General features: G+C 69.1%; 2 protein-coding genes. Both read left to right on the top strand.

Annotation, left to right across the window (positions count from 1 at the left end; all coding sequences use genetic code 11):
- Positions 1–1,486 (top strand): hypothetical protein (locus tag ACFV9G_RS29795; RefSeq protein WP_378733084.1); only part of this gene is annotated, 1,486 nt, incomplete at its 5' end.
- 92 nt (positions 1,487–1,578) lie between these two features.
- The gene (locus ACFV9G_RS29790) at positions 1,579–1,815 is read left to right on the top strand and encodes a plasmid mobilization protein (protein ID WP_378685506.1); all 237 of its coding nucleotides are present in this window, start codon (positions 1,579–1,581) and stop codon (positions 1,813–1,815) included.
- Positions 1,816–1,832 lie beyond the last annotated feature (17 nt).

Here is a 1,832-nt window from a genome sequence, read left to right as displayed (position 1 = left end):
GCAGCTCGAGCGGAAGATGCGACTCGGCGTCGGCACGGTCAGGCTCGCTGCGAACAAGACCGACTCCGGCCAGATTCACGTCACCATCCTGCACGACCCCGACGCGCTCAAGATCAACGCCGAATGGCCTGGCCCGGTCCTCGAGGATCACCCCGACGGCTCCACCACGGTGCCCTTCTCGATCACTCCCGATGGCGTAGACATCCCCGTCCTGCTCAACGACAAAGACGGCGTGATGATGGGGTTCATCTCCGGCACCACGGGCGCCGGCAAGTCCAACAGCCTGACGACGTGGGTGCTCCCCGGCATCGTCGCGCGCCGCACGGTCATGATCTACGTCGACGGCGGCCAGGGAACCTCCGCGAGCCACCTCACCGGCGGCGCAGACTGGTTCGCGGTCGACGGCGTCGAGGCCTGGAAGCGCGGGATCCTGGGTGCCTACCTGCTGACCAAGTCCCGCAAGGCCCGCCGCAGCCAGATGGGCCTCTCGCGCTGGCGCGGCCTCGAGGAGACCGACCCGGCCGGGCTGCTCGTCATCGACGAGGCCACCACGGTGGCTCGCGCGCTGGGCAAGTCGGGTGCCAACGTCGGCGAGAACGGCGCCTTCATCAGCTACGGCGACATGGTCCTCGAGATCGAGCGCGAGGGCCGCAAGCTCGGCGTTGGCGTCATCCAGCTCGCCCAGGACGCACTGGGCACCGACACTGTCGGCGGGCGCCAGGCCCGCGACCTCGCCATGAGCGGCGGCACCTGCATCGGCCACCGGCCCACCGGCGGCACCAGCAACATGCTCACCGGTACCTCCACCGCCGAGTCGATCGACCTGCGAGCCCTGCCCGCCGAGCCTGGCCACGTCGGCGTGATCCAGCGCGGCCAGGTCCTGGCCCCGCAGACCCACGTCCGCTACGCCGTCCCCGACAACGTCGAGGACATCCTCGAGGAGCTCGGCGACGTCCGCGAGTTCGAGGGCGCGGACGCCGAGGCGATGGCCCCGGCCGGCTACGCCACCCGCGTGCGCGGCCGCGACGCAGCCGCCCGGATGCGAGCCGTCCGCAACGGCGGCACCGTCGCCGAAGTCATCAGCATCCACAAGAACGACGCCGCCGGCGACCTCAACCAGATCGGCGTAGCCAGCCCCAACAGCTCCCCGGCTGCCACGGACCACGCGCACACCCCCAGCGCGGACGAGTCTGTGGCAGCTGGGGTCTCCATCAGCCAGGCCGACGAGCTCGCGGCCCAGTTCCCCGAACTCGCAGGGCTCACCGGAGCCGCCCGCACCGGCCAGGAGGCCGGCGCGATGAACCGCTTCGCTGTGCTCGAGGTCCTCCGCGAGGAGCCCGAGGGCATCAAGTTCGGCGCGATCCTCGATCGCGTCGAGTTCCCCAAGGGCACGCTCTCCCGCGCGCTCAAGCGCCTCGCCGCTGACGGTGACGCCCACAAGACCGACGACGGTCACTGGCACGCTGGCCCTGAGGTGGCGGCGTGAAGATGACTCGGAACTACAGAAATGTGTTTTACGTGGATCGTTCGGCGTGTCTGCTATCAGATTTCAGGGCTCGTGCTGGTGGGATGGCGGGTATGGCCAATGGACTCGTCGCGGAAGACCGCCAGACGCAGGTCCTGTTTCGGCTGAGCCACGAGGAGCGGGCGCAGCTGCACCAGGAGGCTCGCGATCTGGGTATCACTCTCCAGGCGCTCCTCGAGCGCCGCATCCTCGGAAAGCATGTCGACGCTTCTGAGCGGAAGCCAGGACGCAAGCCGACATCACGTCAGCAGGAGGCCCTCATCGACGAGAAGGAGCTCATCGCGAGCTAGCACCACGTGACCCCATA

This window comes from Nocardioides sp. NPDC059952, from assembly GCF_042730435.1.
In the GTDB taxonomy this organism is placed as follows: Bacteria; Actinomycetota; Actinomycetes; order Propionibacteriales; family Nocardioidaceae; genus Nocardioides.
The sequence above is the reverse complement of the archived record's forward strand: the minus strand, read 5'-3'. Positions and strand labels throughout refer to the sequence as shown.

What these genes read in the sequence shown, in the direction of transcription:
- ACFV9G_RS29790 (WP_378685506.1), top strand. Translation starts at nt 1,579, where the DNA reads ATGGCCAATGGACTCGTCGCGGAAGACCGCCAGACGCAGGTCCTGTTT.